We start from the raw sequence: 21788 nt of genomic DNA on the forward strand, positions 1-21788 counted from the left end.
GCGGCCTGTCCGTTCGTCCTCCCGGCCCGCCCGCGCCGCTGCGGTACGTACGGGCCGGGAGGAGGAGGGACGGTGAAGGGCCTGGGGGACGGTGGGCGGAAGGGCCCGGTACGGGCTGCCGGAGGGCGGGCAGTCGCACCGCCCCCTCCGGCGACGCGACTGCCCACACCCCGGCAGCCCGTACGCCGGCGCCTGCGGGCCGTCCGCGCTACTGCTTCTGCGAGAGCCGCTTGTTGATCTCGTCCTCGACGAGCTCGGCGGCCTCCGCGTGCGGCGTGCCCTTGAGTACGGCGGTCATGTAGGTCTTCACCGGGTTCGGCGGGTTCTCCACGGCGGCCCACTGGGGGATCAGCGGAGTCAGCCCGCCGCCCGCAACGGCGGGGGCCGCGGCCTCGGCGGCCTCGTTGCCCTTGAGCTTCTTGCGCAGGGAGTCCTTGTTGGGGATCACGCCGCCCTCCTGGGCGAGCGCTCCCTCGAACTTGTCGGAGAGGGCGATCTTGAGGAACTCCTCGGCGAGTTCCTGCTTCTCGCTGCCCGCCGCGACGGCCAGGTTGGAGCCGCCGAGGAAGACGCCCTCCGGCTTCTGCGCGCTCTCACCGGGGATGGTGAAGTAGCCGATGTCCTTCTCGATGTCCGGGTTGGCCTCCGCGGCGGTGGCCGCCTCCCAGCCCAGTCCGATGAACGCTCCGGTCCTGCCCTTGGCGAAGACCTCGGCCTGCTGCGGGGTCGCCTCGTCCTTGTCCTTGGGGGCCTTGGAGTACGAGGCGTACTCGGCGTAGAGCTTCATGGCCTCGCCGACCTTGGGGTCCGCGAGGTTGGAGACCCACTTGCCGCCCTTCTTCTTCACCAGGCCGGCGTCCTTGCCGATGAGGAGGCCGTCGAAGAAGTACCAGTTCTGGCCGGGCAGATAGAGCGGTTCGGCGTCGGTCTTCTTCTCGATCGTCTCCAGCGCGTCGAAGAACTCCTCGCGCGTCTCGGGTGTCTCCTCCAGGCCGGCGTCGGCCCAGATCTTCTTGTTGTAGATGACGGTGCGGTTGACCGTGTACCAGGGCGCGGCGTACTGCTTGCCGCCGTACACGGCCGACCGGTTGACCGACTCGGTCCAGTCCGCGCCGATGCTCTTCTTCAGGTCACCGAGGTCGGCGAGGCCGCCCGTCCTCGCGTACGCGGGGGTCTGGGTGTTGCCGATCTCGATGACGTCCGGAGGGTCGGACTCCGAGAGCGCGGTGGTGATCTTCTGCTGGATGCCGTTCCACTGCTGGACCTCCAGCTTCAGCTTGGCGCCCGTCTTCTTCTCGAAGGCCGCCCTGACGTCCTTCTCCCACTGCTCGGGCGTGGAGCCGTCCATCGCCCACAGCGTGAGCGTCTGCCCCTTGAAGCCGTCCGCACCGGAGTTCGTCCCACCGTCCGACCCGCAGCCCGCAACACCCGTCAGAAGTGCCGCGGTTACCGTCGCGGCCACGAGTCCTCGTTTCACAGCATCCTCCCCGATGGACCGGATGTGGTCTAATGGTTTAGACCAGTCAGCAGCTTGGCCTAGACCTATCGCAGGTGTCAACGGGGTCGCGAACCCACTCCTGCTTCCGTTATCGGAACGACATCTGGGCGGGAGAGCCCCCTGCACCCGCCTCCGTGCCACGATGTGAGCCGCGAAGCACAACCGGAGCCGAGCCTGCGAACCGGAACAACACCGCAAGGGCCCTCGGAACCGGCGCGCGGACCGGAGCCGGAGAAGGGGCACCCGGCACGGACCTCAGGGCAGAAGCCGGTGACGGCAGTACGACGACAGGCGGGAAGGCGAGCCATGAGCACGGACGGGGGCGCGGTCACAGCCGCGGCAGAGCCGGAGTCCGCGGGCGGCAACGGCGGCGCGCGGACCGCACGCGTGCCCAAGTACTACCGCCTCAAGCGCCACTTGCTGGAGATGACGGAGACCATGCCGCCCGGCACTCCCGTCCCGCCCGAGCGCGCTCTGGCCGGCGAGTTCGACACCTCACGGACGACCGTGCGCCAGGCCCTGCAGGAACTCGTCGTCGAGGGACGCCTGGAGCGCATCCAGGGCAAGGGCACCTTCGTCGCCAAGCCCAAGGTCTCCCAGGCACTGCAACTGACCTCCTACACCGAGGACATGCGCGCCCAGGGGCTCGAACCCACCTCGCAGCTGCTGGACATCGGCTACGTCACCGCAGACGACCGCCTCGCCGACGCCCTCGGCATCCCCGCGGGCGGCCGCGTCCTGCGCATCGAGCGGCTGCGGCTGGCCAGCGGCGAGCCCATGGCGATCGAGACGACGCACCTGTCCCAGCGGCGCTTCCCGGCCCTGCGCCGCAGCCTGGTGAAGTACACCTCGCTCTACACGGCCCTCGCCGAGGTCTACGACATACACCTCGCCGAGGCGGAGGAGACCATCGAGACCTCCCTGGCCACCCCGCGCGAGGCCGGACTGCTGGGCACGGACGTGGGACTGCCGATGCTGATGCTCTCCCGCCACTCGCTCGACACCGACGGCGAGCCCGTGGAGTGGGTCCGCTCCGTCTACCGCGGCGACCGCTACAAGTTCGTCGCCAACCTCCAGCGTCCCCACCGCGGACGCGGCGCCGACGGTGGCCGGGAAAGCCGTCCGGGAAGATGACGAGCCCTTAACTGCCGAACTCTGTCCGTGGCATGGCGTCGCCGGTGCCGGGTGGCTTACCGTCCTTGCCGTCGTGAAGCAACCCCGACGGGAGGGCGACCCCGGTGCGAACCGCCAGTCCACGCACGATCGTCATCTGGTCCGCTGTCGCGCTGGTCGGCGCGGTCGCCTGGTCGATACTCGCGCTCTCCAGAGGCGAGGAGATCTCGGCCGCCTGGATGGTGGCCGCGGCGCTCGGCTCGTACGCGATCGGCTACCGCTTCTATGCGCGCTTCATCACCAACCGCGTGCTCAAGGTCGACAAGACCCGCGCGACGCCCGCCGAGCGGCTGAACAACGGCATCGACTACCACCCCACCGACCGCCGTGTGCTGCTGGGCCACCACTTCGCCGCCATCGCGGGCGCGGGCCCGCTGGTGGGCCCGATCCTCGCCGCGCAGATGGGATATCTGCCCGGCACGATCTGGATCATCGTCGGCGTCATCTTCGCGGGCGCCGTGCAGGACATGGTGGTGCTCTTCTTCTCCATGCGGCGCGACGGCAAGTCGCTGGGCCAGATGGCGCGTGAGGAGATCGGACCGGTGGGCGGCGCGGCAGCGCTGATCGCCGTCTTCGTCATCATGATCATCCTGCTCGCCGTGCTGGCGCTCGTGGTCGTCAACGCCCTCGCCGAGTCGCCGTGGGGCACCTTCTCCATCGCCATGACCGTGCCCATCGCGCTGTTCATGGGCTTCTACCTGCGCGTGATCCGGCCCGGCCGGGTCAGCGAGGTGTCGCTGATCGGGATCGTCCTGCTGCTGTTCGCGATCGTCTCGGGAAGCTGGATCGCGGAGTCCTCGCTGGCGGACGCGTTCACGCTGGAGCCGGGCACGCTGGTCGTCTGGATGGTCGTCTACGGGTTCATCGCCTCGGTGCTGCCCGTATGGATGCTGCTCGCGCCGCGCGACTACCTGTCGACCTTCATGAAGATCGGCACGATCGCGCTGCTCGCGCTGGGCGTCGTCATCGCACTGCCGACCATGAAGATGGACGCGGTCACGGACTTCGCGGGGAGCGGCACCGGTCCGGTCTTCGCCGGTTCACTCTTCCCGTTCGTCTTCATCACCATCGCGTGCGGCGCGCTCTCCGGGTTCCACGCGCTGATCTCCTCGGGCACCACCCCGAAGATGATCCAGAAGGAGACGCAGATCCGGATGATCGGCTACGGCTCCATGCTGATGGAGTCGTTCGTCGCCGTGATGGCGATGGTCGCGGCGTGCATCATCGACCCCGGGCTGTACTTCGCGATGAACGCCCCCGCCGGCGTGATCGGCGACAGCGTGCAGTCGGCGTCGCAGGCGGTGGCCGACCTGGGCTACTCGATCTCGCCCGAAGCGCTCGCCTCCGCCGCCAAGGAGGTGGAGGAGCAGTCGCTGCTCTCCCGTACGGGCGGGGCACCCACCCTCGCGGTGGGCGTCTCGGAGATCTTCTCGCAGATCATCGGCGGCGCCGGAGCGAAAGCGTTCTGGTACCACTTCGCGATCATGTTCGAGGCCCTGTTCATCCTCACCGCCCTCGACGCGGGCACCCGCGTGGGCCGGTTCATGCTGCAGGACACCCTCGGCAACATCTACAAGCCCTTCCGCAACATCAGCTGGATTCCGGGTCTGTGGCTGTGCAGCGCCATCGTGGTCGCGCTGTGGGGCTACTTCCTGTGGGTCGGCGTCCACGAGCCGCTGGGCGGGATCAACCAGCTCTTCCCGCTGTTCGGCATCGCCAACCAGCTGCTCGCGGCCGTCGCGCTGGCGGTGGCGACCACGCTGCTGGTGAAGTCCGGCAAGCTGAAGTGGGCCTGGGTGACGGGCGTTCCACTCGTCTGGGACGCCGTGGTGACCCTCACGGCGAGCTGGCAGAAGGTCTTCTCCAGCGACCCGAAGGTGGGCTTCTTCCAGCAGCGCTCCGACTTCCAGGCGGCCATCGACAGGGGTGAGGTGCTCCCGCCGGCCAAGAGCATGAGCGACATGCAGACCATCGTGACCAACTCCACCGTGGACGGCGTGCTGGCCGCGCTCTTCGCCGTACTGGTGATCGTGGTGATCGCGGACGCCGGACGCACGTGCGTCAGGGCCCTGCGCGACCCGGCCTCCGCCACGCTGAACGAGACGCCGTACGAGGAGTCCAAGCTCGTCGCACCGGCCGGCCTCATCCCCGACAAGGAGGAGAAGGCCGAACTGGCGGCGGTGGGCGCGGGCGGTTCCGGCCCCGGGTCCGGGGAGACGGCGGGCGGCTCCGGGACGCGGGAGGAGCCGTGACCCGGCAACTGCTGCGCGGCGCACGCTGGGTCCGCTGGTACGTGCGCGAACTGACCGACGAGAGCGCCTACGACCGGTACGTGGAGCACCTGCGCAAGCACGACCCGGACGCGCGGGTACCCAGCCGGCGGGAGTTCGAGCGGCAGCGCACGGACGCCCGCGACAACGACCCCCGAGGAGGGTTCCGCTGCTGCTGACGTGTGCACCGCGGACGCGGGACGCAGACGCGGGAGGAGCCTCACGAGGAGCGCACGAGGAGCCGTCCGCCCCGAGGGGCGGGCGGCTCCTCCGCCGTTGTCGGTGGGATACGGCAGACTCCCGCACATGGACCTCACGATCAGACGCCCACGGCCCGACGAGCTGGAGACCGTCGGCGAGCTGACGGCACGTGCCTACCTCGAGGACGGCCTGCTGGACTTCGGCGAGAGAGACCCGTATCTGGAGCATCTGCGCGCCGCCCGCCACCGCGCCGAGCACGCCGAGATGTTCGTGGCGGCCGACGCCGGCTCGGACCTCGTGCTGGGCTCGGTTGCCTTCGCGTCGTACGGCGGGACGTACGCGGAGATCGCCCGGCCGGGAGAGGGCGAGTTCCGCATGCTGGCCGTCCGGCCCGGCAGCCGGGGAAGGGGAGTCGGCGAGGCCCTGGTGCGGACATGCGCGGAACGCGCGCGTGAACTCGGCCTGAGGCGGCTGGTGCTCTCCAGCCACCCGCGGATGCTGTCCGCCCACCGGCTCTACGGGCGGCTGGGGTTCGCGCGCACACCCGATCGGGACTGGCACCCGCTGCCGCTCCTCGCGCTGATCACCTTCGCTCTGGAGCTGTGAGACTTCACTCTCGTCCGGCACAAGATGTGGTGTCGTCTGTCGTTGGCCGCCACCAGATGTATGGTGGTGCTGGCTGCCATGCAGGGGAATCCGGTGCGAGTCCGGAACTGTCCCGCAACGGTGTGCGATGTGCTGTTCCCCGTGCCGGGAGCCGGACGTCGCAAGTCCGAGTGCCTGCCGGCGGCGTAGACGACGTCCGGGTCCCGAGGGATGGACCGGTGGACGCTGGAAGGTGTGCCGCCGCCCGCTGCGGCATGCCCGAACGCCCCGCCGTGTGCGCTCGCCCCGGGTCCCATCCGAGCGAGGGAGAGCACACCCCGTGACCATCGCATCCGCCGAAACCGCCACCCCGCGCGGTGACTTCGGCGCCCCTGACGCCTCCGGCGCATCCAGAGCCGCAGGAGGAACCACAGAGGCAGAAGGGGCCACCGGCGCCGCCGACGGCCCGCACACGGGCACGCAGCCCGCCACACAGCCCGCCGCGCCGGGCTCGCGGACTCTGCTGGACACCCTGACCGAGCTGTCCGCCGACCTGCCCGGCACCGACCCGGAGAGGGTCGCCTCCGCCGTGCTCCGCGGCCGTCAACAGGGCAGCAGCGAAGCCGAGTTGCGGGCGCTCGCGGCGGAGGAGGCGGCCGGGCTCATCGGGGAGGAGCCCGCCCACTCGCGGCTCGCCGCCCGTCTCCTCACGCTCGCCGTCCGGGAGGAGGCCCGCGGGCAGGGCGCCACCTCCTTCTCGGCGTCCGTCGCCACCGGCCACCGCGAGGGCCTGATCTCGGACGGTACGGCCGCGTTCGTACGGACGCACGCTGAGCGACTCGACGCCCTGGCGGAAGCGGCGACGGCCGAAGGGGCGGACGACCGCTTCGGATACTTCGGGCTGCGCACGGTCCACTCGCGCTACCTGCTTCGCCACCCCACGACCCGACGGGTGACCGAGACGCCGCAGCACTTCCTGCTGCGCGTGGCATGCGGACTGGCGGCGGACGGCTCGGACGCGGCCGTCGACGAGGTCGCCGAGCTGTACCGGCTGACCAGCTCTCTGGCCTACCTCCCCTCCTCCCCCACGCTCTTCAACTCCGGTACCCGGCACGCCCAGATGTCGTCCTGCTATCTGCTGGACTCGCCCCTGGACGAGCTGGACTCGATCTACCAGCGCTACCAGGAGGTCGCGCGGCTCTCCAAGCACGCCGGCGGCATCGGCCTGTCCTGGTCCCGCATCCGGGCGCGCGGTTCGCTGATCCGGGGGACCAACGGGCACTCGGGCGGCATCGTCCCGTTCCTGCGCACCCTGGACTCCTCGGTCGCGGCGGTGAACCAGGGCGGCCGGCGCAAGGGCGCGGCGTGCGTCTATCTGGAGACCTGGCACGCCGACGTCGAGGAGTTCCTGGAGCTGCGCGACAACACCGGTGAGGAAGCCCGGCGGACGCACAACCTCAACCTCGCGCACTGGGTTCCGGACGAGTTCATGCGCCGCGTGGAGGCCGACGGCGACTGGTCGCTCTTCTCTCCCTCACAGGTGCCGGAGCTGACCGACCTGTGGGGCGACGCGTTCGACGACGCCTACCGGCGGGCCGAGTCCGAGGGGCGCTTCGTCAAGCGGGTGCCGGCCCGGCAGCTCTATGCCCGCATGATGCGCACCCTGGCGCAGACCGGGAACGGCTGGATGACGTTCAAGGACACCGCCAACCGCACCGCCAACCAGACGGCCGAGCCCGGCAGCATCGTCCACTCCTCGAATCTGTGCACCGAGATCCTGGAGGTCACCGACGACTCGGAGACGGCGGTGTGCAACCTCGGCTCCGTCAACCTCGCGGCGCATCTGGGCGAGGACGGCGAGATGGACTGGGAGCGCCTGGACGCCACCGTCCGTACGGCCGTGACCTTCCTCGACAGGGTTGTGGACGTCAACTTCTACCCGACCGGGGCGGCCCGGCGTTCCAACTCCCGCTGGCGCCCCGTCGGTCTGGGCGTGATGGGGCTGCAGGACGTCCTCTTCCGCAGGCGCCTGCGCTTCGACTCGGACGCGGCACGGGAGCTGTCCGCACGCATCAGCGAACGCATCATGCTCGCGGCCTACGAGACCAGCGCCGAACTCGCCGAGCGGCACGGCCCGTTCGGCTCCTGGACTAAGACCCGTACGGCGCGCGGCGTGCTGCACCCCGACCACTATCCGCGGGCCGTTCATGCCTGGCCGGAGCGCTGGGCGGCGCTGCGTGCCCGCATCGCGCGGAGCGGCATGCGCAACTCGCTGCTGCTCGCCGTCGCACCGACGGCCACGATCGCGGCGATCGCGGGTGTGTACGAGTGCATCGAGCCGCAGGTCTCCAACCTCTTCAAGCGCGAGACGCTGAGCGGCGAGTTCCTCCAGGTGAACGCCTACCTGGTGGAGGATCTCAAACGGCTGGGGCTGTGGGACGAACGTGCGCGCGAGGCACTGCGTGAGACGTCCGGATCGGTGCAGGACCTGGAGTGGCTCCCCGACGAGATCCGCGGGCTCTACCGCACCGCCTGGGAGCTTCCGCAGCGCGCCCTGATCGACATGGCCGCGGCCCGCACGCCGTATCTCGACCAGAGCCAGTCCCTGAACCTGTTCATGGCGGCTCCCACGATCGGCAAGCTCTCCTCGATGTACGCCTACGCCTGGAAAAGCGGCATCAAGACCACCTACTACCTGCGTTCACGGCCTGCCACACGCATCGCCCGCGCCGCCGGCACCCCGGCCCCCGACCCCGCCCTCACACACGTCCTCACCGAAGCCGGCGGCGGCCCGGACGGCGCAGGGGACGGCGCGACGAACGGCGCGACCGCGCCGGTGACCGAGGCCGCCGCCTGCTCCCTGGAGAACCCCGAGACCTGCGAGGCATGCCAGTGATGACCAGCGCACGCACCGACACCACCGCCGCGGGGACCAGCACCGCCGGGAACCTGCTGGACCCCGGTTTCGAGCTGACCCTGCGCCCCATGCGCTATCCCGGCTTCTACGACCGCTACCGCGACGCCATCAAGAACACCTGGACCGTGGAGGAGGTCGACCTCCACTCCGACGTCGCCGACCTCGCGAAACTCACGCCCGGCGAGCAGCACATGATCAGCCGTCTCGTGGCCTTCTTCGCCACGGGTGACTCGATCGTGGCGAACAACCTCGTACTGTCGCTCTACAAGCACATCAACTCCCCCGAGGCGCGCCTGTATCTCTCGCGGCAGCTCTTCGAAGAGGCCGTGCACGTCCAGTTCTATCTGACGCTCCTGGACACCTATCTGCCCGACGTCGACGAACGCGCCGAGGCGTTCGCGGCGGTGGAGAACATCCCCTCCATCCGCGAGAAGGCGCAGTTCTGCTTCCGCTGGATGGACGCGCTGGAGGGCGGCGAGGGCGAGGGGAGAGTCGACCGGCTGGTCAGCATGGCCGACCGGCGGCGGTTCCTGCTCAATCTGATCTGCTTCGCCGCCTGCATCGAGGGGCTGTTCTTCTACGGCGCGTTCGCCTATGTCTACTGGTTCCGCTCCCGGGGCCTGCTGCACGGGCTGGCCACGGGCACCAACTGGGTCTTCCGCGACGAGTCGATGCACATGTCCTTCGCCTTCGACGTCGTGGACACCGTCCGCGAGGAGGAACCCGAACTCTTCGACACGGAGCTGGAGAAGGAGGTGACGGCGATGCTGGAGGAGGCCGTGGAGGCGGAGCTGCAGTTCGCCCGTGACCTGTGCGGCGACGGGATGCCGGGGATGAACACCGAGTCGATGCGGGAGTACCTGCGGGCCGTCGCCGACCAGCGGCTCGTCCGGCTGGGCTTCCCGGCCCGCTACGGCGCGCGCAACCCGTTCTCCTTCATGGAACTGCAGAACGTGCAGGAGCTGACGAACTTCTTCGAGCGGCGCGCCTCGGCCTATCAGGTCGCCGTGGAGGGGTCTGTCTCCTTCGACGACGACTTCTGAACGGGGTTCTCTCCGCACCGGCCCCGGACACGGAGGGGGGCCGCGCTGTCGGCGCGGCCCCCCTGGTCGTGCGTGCGGTCAGCCGGACGGGCCGGTCAGCAGCCGCCGCAGTTGTAGAACGTGACGTCCCAGTGGTTGCTCTCGTCGAAGTAGATGTTCCCCGACCCGGCCTCCCACTTGCTGCCGCCGATGGAGGTGAAGGTGTTCTTGATGTAGTTGCTCAGGCAGCTCGACATGGCGAAGTCGAGCTTGTAGCCGTTCCAGTGGCTGTACTGGCCGTCCGCGTGACCGGTCTCGGTGCCGCCCGTGACGGTCAGGGCACAGCCGCTGGCGCCCTTGAGCGTGATCGCGCCCTGGATCGAGGCCGAGTTGACCTGCTCCAGCGAGGTGCAGGTCGGGTTGTTGCGGTCGGAGCAGCCGCCGCTGGAGCGGATGCCGATACCGGCGTTGCTCAGCTGGCCCGCGGCCTGCGAGTGGCTCAGCTTGGCGAGGACGCCCGCTTCCTTCTTGACCGGCTCCGCGGTGTGGGCCTCCGCGGCGTAGGCGGTGGAGAAGACGGCGAGCGCCAGCGCCGACGAGCCGACCGCCGCGCGCAGCATGGTTCTCTTCATGGGGGGTGTGATCCTTCCTGGTGGGGGGTCCTCGTGGTCAGCGGTTCAGGTCAGATGCCGCAGGAGGGCGCGTCCCAGTACTGGCCGGAGCGGTGGTCGAGGTGCGTGTGGTCGTCGTGACCGGGATAGCCCGGGCCGAGGATGCCGTTGAACCCGCGGTTGCGTGCCTCCTGGGCGAGCGTGCACAGCGAGTGGGGGCTGACGCCCAGGTCGGCCGCGTCACCGTAGAGGTGGCGGCTCGATGGGGCCCCGCCCACGTCGTCGTTGCACGCCTGGGAGCGGAATCCGCTGGTGACCCGGATCGACTGGTCGCCGAGGGCGTGGCGCAGGGCCTCCAGCTTCCACATGGTGCGCAGGGCGTTGGACTTGGCCTCGGCCGCGCTGACGGCTCCACCGCTCCAGTCGGAGTTGCAGTTGTTCAGCTCCGCGAAGTCGAAGTGGGCGGGCGAGCAGTCGTCTTCCTGGAGTTCGTAGATCTTCTCGTACGTCGCCGCGTCGGCCACGCCGCTGGCGCTCAGTCCGTACGCCTGCTGGAACCGGGTGACGGCACCCTTGGTCGCGGGGCCGAACTGGCCGTCGACGGCCAGGACCTCGCCACTGGCCGGGTAGCCGGCGACCCGTACCTGGAGCTGGGTGACGTCGTCCCCGGAAGCGCCCTCGGAGAGGTCGCGGTTCCAGGTGTAGCAGCCGTCGGCGGCCGCTGCCGGGCCGGCGCTCGCGCTGGCGGCCGAACCCACCAGTACGGCTGCCGCGACCATGACAAGTGCGAGCACTGTCCTGACCGTACGTCGGGGCATGATGCCTCCATGGATGTGGGGGTGACACCAGAGCTTGTCGTGACATGGTGAGGGCGTCAACAACTGTCAGAAAATGCCAATGGACGAGGCCACTGAAGGGACATGACCACGCCCCGCGGCAACTCCTGAACCACGGCAGGGAGTTGAACTCGGCGTCTTCGCTGCCTGCGGGACATGCCGGGCGTGCGCCGGGTATCGGGCGGCAGACCGGGAGCGCCCCCGCACGAAGACACCCACGCCCGGTCTCAGCTGCCCGGCCTCAGCTGCCCGGTCTCGGCTGCCCGGTCTCGGCGCCGCTTTCCCCGGAAAACGGAACCGCCGCCCCACGCGATGCGCCGGGCGGCGGTTCCGCGGTGCGCGGGGAGCCCCGCGCACGGTCAGTCGTTCGGCACCGTCTCGTACCGGGGCGTGCCCTCCGCCATCTGCCGAAGGGCGTCCTTGCGCTCCCGCTTGGAGAGCCGGTCGATGTAGAGGTAGCCGTAGAGGTGGTCCGTCTCGTGCTGGAGGCAGCGGGCGAAGTAGCCCCTCCCCTCGACGGCGACGGGCTTGCCCTCGGCGTCCTGGCCGCGTACGACCGCGTAGTCGGGGCGCGCGAGGGACTCGTAGGCGCCGGGCACGGAGAGGCAGCCCTCGTTGGAGTCGTCCAGACTGCGGCGTTCGGCGGGGAGTTCGTCCAGCACCGGGTTGCACACGGCACCGACGTGCCGCACGCCCTCGTCGTCCGCGCAGTCGTACACGAAGACCTTCAGGTCGACGCCGATCTGGTTCGCCGCGAGCCCCACGCCCTCGGCGGCGTGCTGGCTGGCGAACATGTCGTCGATGAGAGAGGCCAGTTCGCCGTCGAACGCGGTGACGTCCTTGCACTCCTTGTGGAGCACCGGGTTGCCGACGACGGTGATGGGGCGGGCGGTTCCACGCTCGCGATGAGCGTTCTCACGTGCCTCACAGTCCCTGGTGTCGTCCACGAATCCCCCGGAGCCGCGCTCCCCGCCGATCTCCTGCTGCTGCGCCATTCCGCCGATTGCCTTCCTCGCCACCTGAGCCGTCGCCCTACAGCGTAGCCGTGCCGCCCGGACCTCCCGCAGCCTTGTCCCCCGCGACGGTGAGCAGCACGTCCGTACGGGACACGTCCGTACGAGAGACCTCCGTACGGAAGAGGCAGGGCGGACGGGCCTGCCCCGCCCGCGTGAGGCGCCGGATCAGCAGACCTCTTCCAGGTCCCGCCACTCACGGGTCTCCGGGCTGTCCGCGACCCAGCTGTCCAGCAGCCCCCGCACAAGCCCTCCGGGAGCCGCGAGCCCGCACTCCCGCTCCGGAACCCACGGATCCCCCGGACCGCCCGGCGTCATGTGCCCCAGCGGCCCCGGTTGGCCCGGCGAGCTGTGATCGTGCGGGTCGACGTGTGCCGAGCCGTCGCCCTCGTCGGCCGGCATCCGGCTCTCCGAGCACGTACGGCACAGCAGCCGCACCGAGGACGACCAGTCCTCCGCCGCGAATCCCGCGTCCGCGGCCAGCCGCTCCAGCGCGTCCCTGTCGGCCTCCGAGGCGGCCTGCAGCAGCACCACCCAGGTCGGTACGGGCGAGGGCGCCCACAGTTCGATCTCGTCGAAGACGGGGAAGGACGCACCGCCGCTCGTGGTGCGCTCACCGTGCGGTACGCCGTCGTGCAGCACCACTTCGCCCCAGCGCCGCCCCGAGGAGGGCAGCGGGATGCTCTGGATCTCCAGCCGTGCCGGATCGATACGCCTTCCCCACACGACCTCGGCCTCGCCCTCCGGGGAGAGCCTCACGGCCGCGCTGCCCAGCTGCATCCCGGTGGGTTCGGCCACCGCGGCGGTCTGCGGCGAGTGTCCGGGCACGCGCAGCCCGTACGCCTGCCAGGCGCGCCGGGCCAGGGGCCAGTCCTGCAGCGCCGTGGCCGCGATGCCCACGTTCCACCAGTCGGGGGCGCCGGTCTGGCGTTCCAGCAGTGCGACGGCACGCAGTCCGGCCGTGCGCGCCTGCTCCCAGTCGTGCCGGAACTTGTGCAGCAGCGCGAGGTTGAACCAGGACTCCGACAGCCACGGCTCGAGATCGGCGGCCTGTGTGAGCAGCGCGTCCGCGTCCTCGTAGCGCCCGTCGCCGATGAGCGTGAAAGCGCGGTCGGTCGCCTGCCGCCACGAGGCGGAGGGCCGGTGCCGCACCTTGCCGAAGATCCTCACGATGTTCCCGCCTGATTCCCGCCTGTTGATCGGCTGCTGGCTCTCTCTCCTGCCGCAGGCGCACGGTGCGCCTGCTGAACATGCACCGCGGGCACGGTGTGTGCACCATTTCCGCAGTTCCCCTCTCGCATCCAACCATGCCCGTACGGAAGGCTGCTCACTACCCGGGAGTCAAGCCGCAGGTCCACGCGACACCACGCGTGACAGGGCCTCCACGACGCGTGGTTCGTAGTCATGGGCACCCCCCAGCCGCAACCGCTCCAGCGCGCGCAACGAATCCTCCATCGAAGCCTTCCCGGCCACCATGTCCTCGTACGCGTTGACGGCGCGGACGATACGTGCGGTGAGCGGCTGGTCACGGTAAGGATCTGCCTGCCGTTCGACCACCACGGCGACCTCCCGGGCCACGCCGGTCTGCCGGACCACCGCACCGCCCAGCAGCGCGATACGCCGCTGCAGGTCCTCGTCGAGCTGCTCGGTGGCCCCGCCGGCCACCGGATCGACGAGCGAGAGCTGGCCGATGTCGTGCATCAGCCCCGCGTACTCCAGCACGGTGAGATCCGGTTCCGTCAGACCCAGCTCACGCCCGACGGCGCAGCAGAGCGCGGCAACCCTGCGGGCATGCCCGTGCGGTGTGTAGCCGGCCACCTCCGTGGCGCGTGCGAGCGAGGCGATGGTCTGCCGGTAGGTCGCGCGTACGGACGCGTAGCGGCGGAAGGAGAACTGTGTGAGCAGCAGCGGCACGCAGAAGACCGGCAGGGCCCACAGCCCCGCCACGGCCACCGCGAGCGCGATCACCGCACCCGTGGCGGCGACGGCGGGCGCGATGCCGATACGGGCGCGCAGCTGGCCGCGCAGCAGGGAACCCGCGGGCCATCCCGTGCGTCCCGACGCGAGCACGGCCGCGAGGACGGCGTCGCACAGCCCGGTCAGCAGCGTGACGAGGAGCAGGCAGAGCGCGTAGTAAGGGCCACGGTCCACCCACTGCGCCAACACGCCGGAGTTGTAGAGGGGTTGGAAGCAGGTCGCGGCGAATCCCACGGCGAGCACGCCCCGTACGGCGTGGTCCAGGGGCATCGGGCTGCCCTTCGCGGCGCGGGGGGCGTTGCCGATCAGGGCGGCGGCGATCACGACGGCGACGCACTGCATGACGCCGTGCGTCGTCTCCCTGCCGCCCGCATCGCCCAGGAGCGCGTATCCCATGGCCCCCGCGGCGCCGAGCGGAGCGCTGGTTGGCGGGCGGCCGTCGGGGTCGCTGCCCGGCAGCCGGACGCGCAGAGCCTCACCGAGCGCGATGACGGCCCCGAACGCCAGTGCAAGGCGGGGCTGTTCGAGTCCGTGCCAGAGGGTGAAACCGAGCGCCGCGCAGGCCAGTACGGCTGCTGCGGCGCGGCTCAGAGCGACGGCGAGAGTCATGCGTGCGGCCGGGTCGACCCGCTGGGTCCCGAGGAGCCCGAGGGGCCGGTGGAGTCGGCCGGTTCGGGGGCCGGCTCCTCGGACTCGGTGCCGTCGGTGGGCTCAGGCGGCCGCGCCGGTCCTTCGGCACCCGTTCCGGCAGCCCCCGGGGCTGAGCCGGACGGGGCTGAGCCGGAGGGGGCGGAGCCGGACGGGGCCGTGTCCGCGGGGCGGCGGTCTCCGGGACCGTCGTCCACGCCGGCGGCACCCGTGGGGCCAGGGGGCCGCGCCCGGCTCCGTAGGCCCCCGTTGGCGGAAGTACCCACGGGCGCTGCGGCGCCCGCACTCACCCCGGCCATCGCCTGCTCGCGCGCTGCCGGTACGTTCCCGCCGGGCCCGTCCGCCGTCACCGCCGGCGACCAGCCGTGCCGGTCCAGGGCACGTGCGAGCGCCCGTACCATCCACGGGTCGAACTGCGTGCCCGCGCACCGCTCAAGCTCCGCCACGGCCGTACGCACCGGCCGCGCACGGCGGTAGCTGCGGGTCGAGGTCATCGCGTCGAAGGCGTCGGCGACCGCCACCACCCGTGCGAATTCCGGGATTTCCTCCCCCGAGAGCCCGTACGGATAGCCGCTTCCGTCCAGACGCTCGTGGTGGTGCAGGATCGCGGAACGCGCCTCACCGAGGAAGCCGATGCCGCGCACCATCTCGTGCCCGTACTCGGGGTGCAGTTCGATGACGCGGCGCTCCTCCGGGGTGAGCGGGCCGTCCTTGCGCAACACGCGTGTGGGCACGCCGAGTTTGCCGATGTCGTGCAGGATGCCGGCGAAGCGGAGAGCCTCGGTCCGCTCCTCGTCCATGCCCATCTCCCGCGCGATGAGGACGGACGCGCGCCCCACCCGCTCACTGTGACCCCTCGTGTAGCGGTCCTTGATGTCGACTGCCTGGACGAGCGCGCGGATCGTCGACTGGTGTGCCGCGCGCTCAAGGTGGTACTGCGCGAACACCCAGCAGCAGATGTACATCGGCAGCAGCACGAAGAACCCCGCGACCGGCCCGTAGGGGCTGCGCCACAGCACCGCCATCATCAGTCCGACCAGACCGTGCAGCAGGAGCGGAGTCACCGCACGCGAGAACTGCCCCCTCCAGGCCGCACGCGGGGCACAGCGCTCGGCCGCGGCCAGCGCGGCACCGTCGAGCGTGGTGACCACGGCACAGAAGACCAGCGTCGCCGCGACGGCAGCCGAGAGCACACCGGCGAAGCCGGCGGCGAACGGCGCGAGCTGCGAACCGGAAGGCACGGTGGTGGTGCCCGTGAGCAGTGTGTAGACCTCAGCGGCCGCCCAGGAGGCGAGGGCCAGTTGGGCGGCGTGCCAGCAGCGGCGGGCACCCGCGTGCCGCTGCTCGACACGGCCGATCAGCGCACCCGGCAGAGGTACGAGCGCGGCGGCCGCGGGCGTGAGGAGGAAGGCACCGGTGAGCAGGACGGGGAAGAATCCGCCCATGTTGCCGGGCACCCTGTGCCCCATCAGCGGGCAGCGCGGGGCGTATTCGCACATCGCGTAGAGCACGGCGAGCGGCAGCAGCACCGTCCACTCCGGACCGGCTCCCGTCAGAGCCGGCGTCGCGCACCAAAGGGCGGCGCAGAGCGCGCAGATGATGAGGACGCGCGCCGCCCACGGCAGTCCCGCTCCCCGTGAACGCATCGTGCGACTCCTCCCCGTACCACGCTGGATGGGGAAGAATAGGACGGCTGAGGCGGGAGTGGGGACCTCATGCACGCATTAGCTCGTACGGTTTCTTCTGCCCTCACTCTTTCGAGTGACCTGACAGCGGATCCTCTGGTACGAATCGCCCAACTCCCGTACTGGAGCGGACAGTCGGGAGTCGGCAGGGCACCGCCGAGAGCGGCGACCCGTCAGGCCGGCTTCTTGCGCCCCTGCATGGGCTGCGACACCCCGGTGGCATCCGAGTCGTCCTCCGCGGCGGCCGTCACCGAATCCTCGCGCGCCGACGCCCCGCCCGGCGGGACCTCCCCGGCCGATTCGGCCGCGCGGATCAGCTCGATCCGGCCCATCACCTTGGAACGCAGATCCGAGGGGACGTCGTCCTGCCCGCAGCAGCGCTTGACGAGCTTCTTGACCTCCTGCTCGAGCCCGTACTTCTCGAAGCACGGAGAGCACTCGTCGAAGTGCTCCTTGAACTTCTCGCAGTCGCTGTCCGGCATTTCCCGGTCCAGGTACTCGTACAGGTGGTCCAGGACCTCGGAGCAGTCCGTCTCGTGCGGCTCTCCGCAACTCATGAGCCCGAGCCTTCCCCGTCGTGCGACTGCGCTGCGCCTGCCGGAACCAGACCCCGGTCACGCGCGTAGTCCTCGAGCATGCCGCGCAGCTGTCGCCGTCCGCGGTGCAGCCGGGACATCACCGTGCCGATAGGTGTCCCCATGATGTCGGCGATCTCCTTGTACGCAAAGCCCTCGACGTCCGCGAGATAGACCGCGATGCGGAACTCCTCCGGAATCGCCTGCAGCGCTTCCTTCACATCGGAGTCCGGAAGGTGGTCGAGAGCCTGGGCCTCGGCCGAACGCAGACCCGTCGACATGTGCGACTCGGCGCGCGCGAGCTGCCAGTCCTCGATGTCCTCGGCGGCGCTGCGCTGGGGCTCACGCTGCTTCTTGCGGTAGGAGTTGATGAAGGTGTTGGTCAGGATGCGGTACAGCCACGCCTTGAGATTCGTCCCCTCACGGAACTGGTGGAACGAGGCGTATGCCTTCGCGTACATCTCCTGCACGAGATCCTCGGCGTCGGCGGGGTTGCGCGTCATGCGCAGGGCCGCCGAATACATCTGGTCGAGGTAGTTCAGGGCGTCGCGCTCGAAGCGCTCGCTGCGCTCCGCCTCGGTCTCCTGCTTGGCGTCTCCGCCGTCTTCGGTCCCGGTGACCGGACCCACCTCCTCCGACGCTGCGGCGGATCCGACCACGGACCCGCTCGAATCGGAGAATAGACGACCTTCCGCTCCTCGCGCCGCCCAGGGCGCCGTCCCACCGCCGAGCGCGACCGTCGCCCAGTCCAGGTCAACGGCCCTCGGACGCTGCGGGCAAGCGACAGATCCCATGACTGGCGGCTCCCTTGATCGTGAACGTTCCGACGGTGGCGACAACAGTTGCGCCCCACCGTTCATTCCCGCTCCCCTTCCCGCCCGCTCCCCTTCCCGCGCCCGGGGGCCGCACATGCCCGGCCCGCACCCGCGCCGGCGCGGAGAGCTGTTCAGGCGGCGGCGCCGCCCGCCGGCCCGGTCTCCTCCAGCCAGCCGAGGACGCCGTCGGTCAGGACGCCCAGTGCCGCCTCCTGCCCGGTCTCCGCGCGCCTGGGCACAGCGAAGGAATGGTCGCCCTCCGGCACCTCCACGATCCGCGTCCCCCCGGGGAACTCCTGCGGACGTCCGAACGTGTCCCGTCCGCCCTGCACGACGAGCGTGGGCAGCCCCGCCCCCGTCAGCTCGTCCGCCCGTGACTTCTCCGGCCTGCCCGGCGGATGCAGCGGAAACGACAGCGCGAGCACCGCGCACGCGCCCAGTTGCCTGCCCGTGCGGCAGGCCACCCGCGCCCCCGCGCTGCGGCCTCCGGCGATCACCGGCAGGCCGGGCGCGGCCAGCGCGGGCCACAGCGCTCTCCAGGCGGCGTCGAGGGTCGCGGGTGCCGGTGCGACCTTCTTCCCGGCCACCCGCCAGGGCTGCTCGACCAGCGCGACAGTCACTCCCGCTGCCGGCAGGGCCCCGGCCAGTGCCCGCAGGTCCCGCGCCTCGATCCCGCCGCCCGCGCCGTGGCCCAGCGCGAGCACCGCGTGTGCCGTCCCGGCGGTGTGCCAGGTGATCCGGGCATCGCCCGACGGTGTTCCGACGATCTCACTCATGGAAGCCATCCTGCCGCCCCCCGCGGCAGCGACCTCTCACCGGCACCTCAGAACAGCGTGCCGACTTCCGGTCCGGTCAGCTCCTTGACCAGCTCGGGCCCGTTGTTGTGCACATTGCTGACGTCCGTGGACACGGGATACGCGCGCATCGTCCCGGGCGGCGGGGGCGCGAGCAGTTCGCGCAGACTCTGCTGCGGCACGCGGGCGGGACTCAGCCAGGCGTCCCAGCGCTCCGGCAGCATCATCAGCGGCATCCTCGGGTGGATCTGAGAGAGCGAGTCAGGTCCGTCCTCGCCGCTCGGGCCCGCCAGTGGTGCAGTCTCCGCCTCGGTGGTGACCACGGTGCAGGTCGTCCACCACGCCGACGGATGGTCGTCCGGCAGCGTGCTGTCCCGCCAGAACTCGTACAGCCCGGCCATCGCCATCACCGAACCGTCCGCCGGTGTCACGAAGTACGGCTGCTTGCGGGTCCTCTTCCTTCTGCCCTCCTGTTCGAGCTGGAGCTCCCCTCTGGCCGTGCACCACTCGTAGTAGCCGTCCGCGGGGATCAGACAGCGGCGGGCGGCGAACGGACGGCGGAAGGCGGGCTTCTCATGCACCGTCTCCGCCCTCGCGTTGATCATCTTCGCGCCCATGTCGGGGGACTGCGCCCACGACGGTACGAGCCCCCATGTCAGCTTCCTCAACTGACGTGCCGGACGCGGGTCACCCGTACCCTTCACCGGGCGGTCGAGCACCGCGTACACCTGCTTGGTCGGGGCCACGTTCCAGTCGGGCGCCAGGGCCTCCTGTGTGTCCCATCTCTCTACGCCGAAGAGCGCGACCAGGTCCTCCGGTCTCCGGCTTGCTGCATACCTTCCGCACATGAGTGCCACACTGCCACGGCACTGATGTAGAGCGCTGTGCGTTCACGGAGAAGCGCATTCCGCATCCGGACAAGCCACAACAAGTGGCGTGCGGAGGAGCGTTGCACGGCGCGGGGGCCGGGGAGGACAAGGGAAGAGATGGACACCACGAGCATCGCCGGTCTGTGGGACCGGGTCTTCGGCACCCAGCCGGACCCGGACCAGTGGCTGGTCGTCATCACCGCGCTGACAGCCCTGTGCGCGATCCTGCCGCACAGTGTGTGGCGAGTGTCACGGAACGCCGTCACCATCGCCCACGAGGGCGGCCACGGCCTGATCGCGCTGCTGTCCGGGCGGCGACTGGACGGCATCCGGCTGCACTCCGACACCTCCGGACTGACCCTCTCCCGCGGCAAGCCGACCGGCATCGGCATGGTGCTCACCGCGGCCGCCGGCTACACGGCGCCCTCCCTGCTCGGTCTCGGCGGCGCCTGGCTGCTGGCCGCCAACCACATCACGCTGCTGCTGTGGAGCGCCACAGCCCTGCTGCTGGCGATGCTGGTGATGATCCGCAACGCCTACGGCGTGCTCACCCTCGTCCTCACGGGCGGCACGTTCCTGCTCGTCTCCTGGCTGACCGGCGCCGAGGTGCAGGCCGCTTTCGCCTACGGCGTCGTGTGGTTCCTGCTGCTGGGCGGCGTACGTCCCGTCTTCGAGCTGCAGGGCAAGCGCCGCCGCGGCGGTGCACCGGACTCGGACGCCGACCAGCTCTCCCGCCTCACGCATGTGCCGCCGCTGGCCTGGCTGGTGCTCTTCCACGTGGTGACGATCAGCTGCCTCTCCGGCGGCGGCCGGTGGCTGCTCGGGCTGTGAGCGGGGGAGTTCGGCGCTCGCCGGCGGGCCGGCCCGAACGACTAAAGTGAAACTCATGACCGAGCACAACTCCCCCGCCGCCCTGTGGTCCGCTCCGTGCGCGCACGCGCCCGTCGACGCGAGGGTCGCCGTGCCCGGTTCGAAGTCGGTCACCAACCGCGCTCTGGTACTGGCCGCCCTGGCCGGGGGCCCCGGCCTGCTGCGCCGGCCGCTGCGCTCGCGGGACACCCTGCTGATGGCGCGGGCGCTGCGCGCGACGGGGGCACGTATCGAGGAGGACCCCGGCCCCGACGGCAAGGACGAGATCTGGCGCGTCGTCCCCGCCGGGCTGCACGGACCGGCCACAGTCGACGTCGGCAACGCCGGGACCGTGATGCGTTTCCTGCCACCCGTCGCCGCACTCGCCGACGGGCCCGTCAGATTCGACGGCGACCCCCGCTCGTACGAACGTCCGCTGCACGGAGTCATCGACGCGCTCCGTGATCTCGGAGCCCGCATCGACGACGACGCGCGCGGGCGGCTGCCGATGACCGTCCACGGCACCGGCTCCCTCACCGGAGGCAGGGTCGAGATCGACGCCTCCTCCTCCAGCCAGTTCGTCAGCGCGCTGCTGCTCTCCGGGGCGCGCTTCGACGAGGGCGTCGAGGTGCGCCACACCGGCGACACCCTCCCGTCCGTGCCGCACATCCGGATGACCGTGGAGATGCTCCGCGAGGCCGGCGCACGCGTCGAGGCACCCGAGGACGGCGGCCGCCCGGACGTCTGGCGGGTCGCCCCGGGTGCGCTGCGTGGCCGCGACCTCGTCGTCGAGCCCGACCTGTCCAACGCACAGCCCTTCCTGGCCGCAGCCCTGGTCACCGGCGGATCGGTCACCGTCCCGGACTGGCCGGAGCAGACCACGCAGCCCGGGGACGCGCTGCGCCGCATCTTCACCGGGATGGGCGGCTCCTGCGAACTGGACGAGCGTGGTCTGACCTTCACCGGCGACGGCCGCGTCCGCGGCATCGACGTCGATCTGAGCGATGTCGGAGAGCTGACCCCCGGCATCGCCGCCGTCGCCGCCCTGGCGGACTCCGAGTCTGTGCTGCGCGGCGTCGGCCATCTCCGACTGCACGAGACGGACCGGCTGGCCGCGCTCACCAAGGAGATCAACGGCCTGGGCGGCGACGTCACCGAGACCGAGGACGGGCTGCGCATCCGCCCCCGCCCGCTGCGCGGCGGCGTCTTCCACACCTACGACGATCACCGCCTGGCCACCGCGGGAGCGGTGCTGGGCCTCGCCGTCGAAGGGGTGGCCGTGGAGAACATCGCCACCACTGGCAAGACCCTGCCCGGCTTCCCCGAACTGTGGACGGCGATGCTCACGCCCGGCGAGCACCCCGGAGCATCTCCCTCGGCCCCCTCCTCACCCCCGGCGGCCGGGGGGCACGCCGCCGGCGGACGGCGCGTCGAAGAGAGAGCCTGAGCT

Annotated in this window: 18 protein-coding genes, 1 pseudogene and 1 riboswitch; of the genes and pseudogenes, 8 read left to right on the forward strand and 11 right to left on the reverse strand. The window is 70.7% G+C overall.

The annotated features are described in order from the left end of the window. Window positions 1-208: 208 nt before the first annotated feature. Window positions 209-1477 carry an extracellular solute-binding protein gene (locus tag H343_RS0108795; RefSeq protein ID WP_028430828.1) on the reverse strand — a complete coding sequence of 423 codons (1269 nt, stop codon included), beginning with the start codon at window positions 1475-1477 and terminating at the stop codon, window positions 209-211. A gap of 327 nt (window positions 1478-1804) precedes the next feature. Between H343_RS0108795 and H343_RS29695 the strand changes: the two genes are divergently transcribed. From H343_RS29695 to H343_RS0108825, 6 genes are all read left to right on the forward strand, one after another. Continuing rightward, window positions 1805-2632, forward strand: coding sequence for a GntR family transcriptional regulator (locus tag H343_RS29695; protein ID WP_051264841.1), 828 nt, complete (start codon window positions 1805-1807; stop codon window positions 2630-2632). 104 nt (window positions 2633-2736) lie between these two features. Next, on the forward strand, window positions 2737-4923 hold the full coding sequence (locus tag H343_RS29700; protein WP_078505265.1) for a carbon starvation CstA family protein: 2187 nt from the start codon (window positions 2737-2739) through the stop codon (window positions 4921-4923). Beyond that, window positions 4920-5120: a YbdD/YjiX family protein gene (locus tag H343_RS0108810; RefSeq protein WP_028430829.1), complete on the forward strand. Its 201-nt coding sequence runs from the start codon at window positions 4920-4922 to the stop codon at window positions 5118-5120. Before H343_RS29700 ends, H343_RS0108810 begins: the two co-directional genes overlap by 4 nt. A 127-nt stretch (window positions 5121-5247) precedes the next feature. Beyond that, window positions 5248-5748 carry a GNAT family N-acetyltransferase gene (locus H343_RS0108815; protein WP_028430830.1) on the forward strand — a complete coding sequence of 167 codons (501 nt, stop codon included), beginning with the start codon at window positions 5248-5250 and terminating at the stop codon, window positions 5746-5748. 26 nt (window positions 5749-5774) lie between these two features. Beyond that, window positions 5775-5944: riboswitch (cobalamin riboswitch) on the forward strand. A 303-nt stretch (window positions 5945-6247) separates the two neighbouring features. Continuing rightward, the gene (locus H343_RS29705) at window positions 6248-8623 is read left to right on the forward strand and encodes a ribonucleoside-diphosphate reductase subunit alpha (protein ID WP_051264956.1); all 2376 of its coding nucleotides are present in this window, start codon (window positions 6248-6250) and stop codon (window positions 8621-8623) included. Next, window positions 8623-9687 carry a ribonucleotide-diphosphate reductase subunit beta gene (locus H343_RS0108825; RefSeq protein WP_028430831.1) on the forward strand — a complete coding sequence of 355 codons (1065 nt, stop codon included), beginning with the start codon at window positions 8623-8625 and terminating at the stop codon, window positions 9685-9687. Before H343_RS29705 ends, H343_RS0108825 begins: the two co-directional genes overlap by 1 nt. A gap of 95 nt (window positions 9688-9782) precedes the next feature. On the opposite strand, the gene H343_RS0108830 is transcribed toward H343_RS0108825, so the two are convergent. The 10 genes and pseudogenes from H343_RS0108830 to H343_RS0108875 form a co-directional block, all read right to left on the reverse strand. Then, window positions 9783-10298, reverse strand: a complete 516-nt coding sequence (locus H343_RS0108830) for a hypothetical protein (protein ID WP_028430832.1) — start codon at window positions 10296-10298, stop codon at window positions 9783-9785. Window positions 10299-10348: 50 nt separating this feature from the next. After that, on the reverse strand, window positions 10349-11095 hold the full coding sequence (locus tag H343_RS0108835) for a D-Ala-D-Ala carboxypeptidase family metallohydrolase (protein ID WP_028430833.1): 747 nt from the start codon (window positions 11093-11095) through the stop codon (window positions 10349-10351). Between the two features lie 377 nt (window positions 11096-11472). After that, window positions 11473-12108, reverse strand: coding sequence for a peptide deformylase (gene def / locus H343_RS0108840; RefSeq protein WP_028430834.1), 636 nt, complete (start codon window positions 12106-12108; stop codon window positions 11473-11475). 186 nt (window positions 12109-12294) lie between these two features. Then, window positions 12295-13296, reverse strand: a complete 1002-nt coding sequence (locus H343_RS0108845; RefSeq protein WP_028430835.1) for a hypothetical protein — start codon at window positions 13294-13296, stop codon at window positions 12295-12297. A gap of 171 nt (window positions 13297-13467) precedes the next feature. Next, window positions 13468-14712, reverse strand: a complete 1245-nt coding sequence (locus tag H343_RS0108850) for an HD domain-containing protein (protein WP_028430836.1) — start codon at window positions 14710-14712, stop codon at window positions 13468-13470. A 305-nt stretch (window positions 14713-15017) separates the two neighbouring features. Beyond that, a pseudogene (locus H343_RS29710) lies at window positions 15018-16397 on the reverse strand (HD-GYP domain-containing protein); the annotation flags it as partial. A 212-nt stretch (window positions 16398-16609) separates the two neighbouring features. After that, a complete protein-coding gene (rsrA, locus tag H343_RS29715; RefSeq protein ID WP_051264843.1) occupies window positions 16610-16993 on the reverse strand; it encodes a mycothiol system anti-sigma-R factor in 384 nt (127 codons plus the stop codon). Further along, window positions 16990-17640 (reverse strand): sigma-70 family RNA polymerase sigma factor, encoded by a 651-nt coding sequence (locus H343_RS0108865; RefSeq protein ID WP_028430837.1) that lies wholly within the window; start codon window positions 17638-17640, stop codon window positions 16990-16992. The genes rsrA and H343_RS0108865 overlap by 4 nt, the downstream gene beginning before the upstream one ends. Before the next feature lie 317 nt (window positions 17641-17957). Next, on the reverse strand, window positions 17958-18602 hold the full coding sequence (locus tag H343_RS0108870) for an alpha/beta family hydrolase (RefSeq protein ID WP_028430838.1): 645 nt from the start codon (window positions 18600-18602) through the stop codon (window positions 17958-17960). Between the two features lie 47 nt (window positions 18603-18649). Beyond that, on the reverse strand, window positions 18650-19468 hold the full coding sequence (locus tag H343_RS0108875; protein WP_028430839.1) for an SOS response-associated peptidase: 819 nt from the start codon (window positions 19466-19468) through the stop codon (window positions 18650-18652). Between the two features lie 138 nt (window positions 19469-19606). Here H343_RS0108875 and H343_RS0108880 point away from each other — a divergent pair, with 138 nt between their 5' ends. Beyond that, on the forward strand, window positions 19607-20320 hold the full coding sequence (locus tag H343_RS0108880) for a M50 family metallopeptidase (RefSeq protein ID WP_028430840.1): 714 nt from the start codon (window positions 19607-19609) through the stop codon (window positions 20318-20320). 55 nt (window positions 20321-20375) lie between these two features. Further along, window positions 20376-21785, forward strand: coding sequence for a 3-phosphoshikimate 1-carboxyvinyltransferase (gene aroA, locus H343_RS0108885; RefSeq protein ID WP_051264845.1), 1410 nt, complete (start codon window positions 20376-20378; stop codon window positions 21783-21785). Window positions 21786-21788: the final 3 nt, after the last annotated feature.

This window comes from Streptomyces sp. TAA204 (assembly GCF_000424965.1).